The sequence below is a fragment of the Actibacterium ureilyticum genome (assembly GCF_002285435.1).
Lineage (GTDB): Bacteria > Pseudomonadota > Alphaproteobacteria > Rhodobacterales > Rhodobacteraceae > Actibacterium_C > Actibacterium_C ureilyticum.
This window is the reverse complement of the sequence record NZ_NSBT01000027.1, coordinates 1-4,764: the sequence shown is the minus strand read 5'-3', so window position 1 is coordinate 4,764 and position 4,764 is coordinate 1. Positions and strand designations below refer to the sequence as shown.

General features: G+C 62.0%; 4 protein-coding genes. All 4 read left to right on the top strand.

What is annotated here, in order from left to right:
- Window positions 1–154: 154 nt before the first annotated feature.
- Window positions 155–1,186 (top strand): IS110 family RNA-guided transposase, encoded by a 1,032-nt coding sequence (locus tag CLM60_RS11735; protein WP_095587668.1) that lies wholly within the window; start codon window positions 155–157, stop codon window positions 1,184–1,186.
- A 420-nt stretch (window positions 1,187–1,606) separates the two neighbouring features.
- A complete protein-coding gene (locus tag CLM60_RS11730) occupies window positions 1,607–1,996 on the top strand; it encodes a DUF3768 domain-containing protein (protein WP_043754131.1) in 390 nt (129 codons plus the stop codon).
- 154 nt (window positions 1,997–2,150) lie between these two features.
- Window positions 2,151–4,133, top strand: coding sequence for a ParB/RepB/Spo0J family partition protein (locus tag CLM60_RS11725; RefSeq protein WP_095589368.1), 1,983 nt, complete (start codon window positions 2,151–2,153; stop codon window positions 4,131–4,133).
- A gap of 74 nt (window positions 4,134–4,207) precedes the next feature.
- Window positions 4,208–4,764, top strand: a 557-nt coding sequence (locus CLM60_RS11720; protein ID WP_095589369.1) for a regulator, incomplete at its 3' end; no start/stop codon positions are given.

Genomic DNA, 4,764 nt, shown 5'->3' with positions numbered 1-4,764 from the left:
AAAGATGCCGTAATGGGGCTGTCGGCGAATCGAGCACGTTTCGCTTGTTTGTCAGCATGATCTGAAGTGCCGTTGCCCTTGATGCGCCTGCAGCGCGTCTACGAGGTCGTATGTTTCCATGCGCCTCAATTCCTAAGAATAGAAGGGCAACGACATGAATGTATTTATCGGACTAGATGTATCTCTGACAAGCACGGCGATTTGTGTGCTGGGGCCGCAAGGGAAGGTTGTTGAGGAGTTGGAGGCCGCCAGCGAGCCTGAGGCGCTGGTGCGTGCGATGACGTCATTGCCGTACGCGGTCGATGCGATCGGTCTTGAAGCCGGACCACTGTCCCAATGGCTGAGTAAGGGCATCGAAGAGGCCGGACTTGACGTGGTCTTGATGGAAACGCGGTTGGTGAAAGCCGCTTTGAAAGCCATGCCGATCAAAACCGATCGGCGCGATGCTCAGGGCATTGCGCGCTTGCTTCAAATGGGATGGTACAGGCCCGTGCACCGCAAATCGGTGTCCTCCCAGGAAATCCGCGCGTTGCTGACAGCGCGCAAGTCAGTTCAGCAGGCCATCATCAACCTTGAGCTTTCCATGCGGGGTGTTTTGCGGAACTTCGGTCTGAAGCTGGGACACGTCACCCGGATCAGGTACGAGGCCCGGGTGAGGGAACTGGTTGAGCAGAATGAAATCCTGTCGGCGTCGACAGAGGCCCTTTTGCGCGCGCGTGCGCAGTTGCGCGCCGAGTTGGCTGAATTGGATGCGACAATCGCGGATCTGGCAAAACAAGACGACGTTTGCCGTCTGATGATGACGATGCCAGGCGTCGGTCGGATCGTCGCCCTGACGGTCAAATCCGCGATCGACGATCCGACCCGGTTCGCGCGATCGAAGGATGTTGGTCCGTGGGTGGGGCTGACGCCGAGACGTACGCAATCCGGAGAGATGGACATTGTCGGGCAAATTACTCGAGCCGGTGACCGGGCCCTTCGAACGGCCTTGTATCAAGCGGCGATGATCTTGATGCACCGTGGGTCACCAAACTGGCTCCAGGCCTGGGCGCTCAGAGTGGCCCATCGGCGTGGATCGAAACGGGCCTTGATTGCACTTGCGCGGCGTATTGGCGTTGTATTGCACCGCATGTGGCGAGACGGCACACCATTCCGCCATGTGCAGAGCTCCCCGGCAACGGTCTGAGTAAAATAATTCCAGAACTTGATCTGACGGAGGAACGCACTGCACCTGACGACAGGTACGACGAGGTCCCTTGCCGGGACGAGGTTCCTGGAGATGCCGAAAGCCCGCTAGTTATCGGCTAACGCTGAATACGCGTAAAAGATGGGCACCCAGGACCAGATTTGGACCAGGCATAGAGTGGCAGCCATGCGGCTGACTACGGACGGAAGAGCGAAGCCCGGACAGGGGGGTGTCCTTCAGTCCTGACGTGCCGGTGCAGTGAAAAAGAAAAAGTAAGCTTCTGAATTTGTGCCTTAAAACTCGGAGAAGAATGAGATCTTCGCCGGGATTTTTGACTTGCCCGAAACCCTTGACAGAGGCCCGCCCCATTACGGAAGCTGGCTTTTGGAAGGGTGTTTCAACTTCTCAAAGGAGCACCCCATGTCCATGACAGGACAACCCCAGACAGACCGCCCTGATCCGAGTGTGATCGCAGCGCAGAACGACGCGTTTCGCAAGCTCGCGTGCCTCGGTGTGCCAACCGCCCAGTCTATTCAGGGCCGCATGCATGTCACCCGCTCAATTATGAATGCCGGTGACGGCTTCATGGCCGAGGCGGTGAAGGCCACGGGCATGTTCGAGACCTTCGAGCCCGAGAACGATCCCGAAGGATGGCATGATTTCGGGGCGGTCGAGGTCCGCGGCGAGACCGTGTTCTGGAAACTGGATTTGTACGAAGCGGATTCCGACTTCCGCTATGGCGCCGAGGCCCCGGACAATCCCGCCACCACCATGCGCGTGCTGACCATCATGCTGGCGCGCGACTGGTAGGGGAGGGGACACCCCTCCTGACAGCCCAGGCGATGAAGGCCCGCTGACCCCTCAAAGGGAGAGTGGGCCTTTTGTTGTGGTGATCCCTGAAGACGGGGATTGGCCGCGCATCTGAATGCGCGGGCCGCTCCAAACCCACCGAAAAGGAAACGCCATGACCACAAGCTTCAAACCCGTCTCCGTCGCCATCGGCGATCTGGTCTCACATCCCGCCAATGTGCGCAGCAACTCGCCGGAAACCTATGATCCTGAGAACATCGCCCATCTGAAGGCAAGCATCGCCGTTCTGGGTCTCCTGCAGCCGCTCATGGTCCAGAAGCTCGACGGCAAATATGCTGTCCTCGCCGGTGGCCGTCGGCATGCCGCGCTGAAGGAGCTGGTCGCGGACAGGGCCGCGAAAGGCTTCACGGCGAAGGCCAAGATCGACTGCCGTCTTGTGCCAGAGGATTGCGATGTCACCACGGCCCTGTCGCTCGCTGAGAACATCACCCAGGCGCCGATGAATGCCATCGACGAGTTCGAGGCTTTCGCGCGGATGATGGAGGTCGACGACCAGACGCCCGAGACGATCGCAAAGACCTTCGGCACCACGGTGGCGGCCGTGAAAGGCCGGTTGCGCTATGGCCTAATCCACCCCGACATCCGCGCCGCGGCCCGGGCCAAGACGATCACGCTCGACACGATGAAGGCCTTTGCGGAGCATCCGAGCCAGGAGGTGCAGCGCGAAGTCTTCGAGGCGCTCACCAAGGAAGATAGCTACCTGCAGGCCTATACGGTCCGCCAGGCGCTCAAATCGCGCGGGGTGCAGGTCAGTGACGATATCGGGGCCTTCGTGCGCGCGGACTACGAGGCGCGGGGCGGCGCTGTCGCCGCTGACCTTCTGGAAGAGCATTCCGTGCTCGAAGACGCCGCGCTGGTCGAGACCATCCTGCTCGAGAAGCTCGGTGCCGCCGCCGAAGAGGCCCGCATAAAGCTGGGCTTTGCCTGGGCCGATGCCATGGTCCGCTATGATTACGCGACCATGGCCGACTACGGCCGCGTTTATCCCGGCCCGATCGAGCCTGATGAGGCTGCGCAAAAGCGCATCGATGAGATCACCGCCGAGCTTGAGAAACTGCAGCTCGAGATGGAGGATGAGGGGCTCGAGGACGGTGCCTACAACGCGCTTTACGAGCGCGTGGACGCCTTGGAAGAGGAAGCCCGCGACCTGCAGGAGGCCTACAGCGCCGAGGACCTCGCGCGGTCTGGGGTAATCGCGTCCTGGTCGGGCGGGCAGGTGACCCTCCATGTTGGCCTCGTCCGCCCGGAAGACACCGTCAAAAAGGAGGGCCCGCGCGGCTCCTCGGCTAGCCCGACCGGGGAGGAGGCCCCAGACGCCGGCGAAATCACCTATCCGGCCTCACTGGCTGAGGACCTCAAGACCGAGCGAGCCATGGCGCTTGGGGCCGCGATGGCGCTGCATCCGGAAGCTACGCTCGATCTGACGCTCTTCAAGCTGGTGAGCGACGTTCTGGCCAGCGGCATGAGTGTCACCCAGGCGATCAAGATCGATGCCCGCAAGGAATACCGCAACCACGCCAAGATGGACGAGATCGACGAGACCTCGCTCGAGCAGGTGGCGGCGGCGCATGAGGCGCTTGATCTGTCCTGGCTCGATGACACCCGCGCGCCCGCCGATCAGTTCGCGGCGTTTCGCGCGCTGGAGGCAGGCGAAAAGGCCAAGCTCGTGGCCTATGCCACGGCCAGCACCACGCAGTCCTGCTTCGCGCGGGACCGCCAGCGCGACAGCCTGATGCATGCGTTCGAGATCGAGATCATGCCCGACATCCGCGCCCACTGGACGCCGAATGCGGAGCTCTTCAACCGCTTCAAGAAGGTATGGCTCCTGAAGATCCTCGGCGAGGATCTGGGCCTCGCCCAGGAGGCGGTCACGCTGGCCTCGTCGAGCAAGAAAGAGATCGTCGCCTTCTGCGACAAGCTCTTCGCTGAGCCCTTCGCCACGCTGACGGATGCACAGCGCGCCGCCGTGGCCGCCTGGTGCCCGCCGATGATGCAGACCGCCGGTGTCCCCTGTGATGAGGCGGCGCCCTCTGCGGAAACTTCGGAACCTGACAGCGAGGTCGCGCAAGCGGCTTGAGCCCTCAAGCGGCCCGCGCAAGCCCTTCTGCCTGCGCGCGTCGACCCTCCCACACTCAACGGAAAGACATCCCCATGGCTATTCTCAAGTTCTCTGCCTCCGCAGTTGCGGCGCAGATCGCCCATGCGCGCGCCTGCAAAACCTTCTTGCCCAACTGGAACGGGCCCGTGGACAGGCCCGCCCTGATCCTCATCGTCGGCAATGGTGTGCATCTGCGCTCAAACGGCATCGATGGTACGACCACCCGTATCGTTACCACCGAGCAGGCCGATCCCTCCTTCGCTTTCGCAGATGGCATGAACCCGTTTCGGGATACCGACTGGATGGCGCAGCGCCGCATGGCGTTTCGTGATCTGACCGGCCAGTTCTACACCGACATCCTGGATGACGTGCAGGTGCTCATCGACCGGGGGCGAGGGGCCATCCGGCTCGCCACCGATGGCCACAGCATCCGCGTCTTCGTGCGCCGGGCTTCGGACTATCTCATCGGCGGGACCTACGAGGTGCCCTCGGGCCTCGGCGGCACCTTCCGGGTCATTCTCAAGGATGCCTGCGACACCTTCGCGATCGTGCAGAACTGCGGCAATTGCGAGGATTTCGACGCCATGCAGCCCTACCGCGTGCCGCTCGA

Bases quoted from the DNA above. Each gene is read 5' to 3' on its own strand.
- CLM60_RS11735 (WP_095587668.1), top strand. From the start codon at position 155: ATGAATGTATTTATCGGACTAGATGTATCTCTGACAAGCACGGCGATT.
- CLM60_RS11730 (WP_043754131.1), top strand. From the start codon at position 1,607: ATGTCCATGACAGGACAACCCCAGACAGACCGCCCTGATCCGAGTGTG.
- CLM60_RS11725 (WP_095589368.1), top strand. From the start codon at position 2,151: ATGACCACAAGCTTCAAACCCGTCTCCGTCGCCATCGGCGATCTGGTC.